This window comes from Alkalicoccobacillus porphyridii (assembly GCF_007293315.1).
GTDB lineage: Bacteria > Bacillota > Bacilli > Bacillales > Bacillaceae_D > Alkalicoccobacillus > Alkalicoccobacillus porphyridii.
Window position 1 is genome coordinate 1 of sequence record NZ_VLXZ01000309.1, and the last position, 255, is coordinate 255.

A 255-nucleotide genomic window follows, 5' to 3' on the forward strand; every position below is an offset into this window, starting at 1 on the left:
GCTGGCGATGAACGTGCTACACTTCTGTTGCTGGGGATGGGTCTGGACGAATTCTCTATGAGCGCCATTTCTATCCCGCGCATTAAGAAGATTATCCGTAACACGAACTTCGAAGATGCGAAGGTGTTAGCAGAGCAGGCTCTTGCTCAACCGACAACGGACGAGTTAATGACGCTGGTTAACAAGTTCATTGAAGAAAAAACAATCTGCTAATCCACGAGATGCGGCCCAATTTACTGCTTAGGAGAAGATCAT

General features: G+C 47.1%; 1 protein-coding gene. It reads left to right on the plus strand.

What is annotated here, in order from left to right:
* On the plus strand, positions 1-213 hold a 213-nt coding region (locus FN960_RS24415), incomplete at its 5' end, for a putative PEP-binding protein (RefSeq protein ID WP_368854069.1).
* Between the last annotated feature and the right edge of the window lie 42 nt (positions 214-255).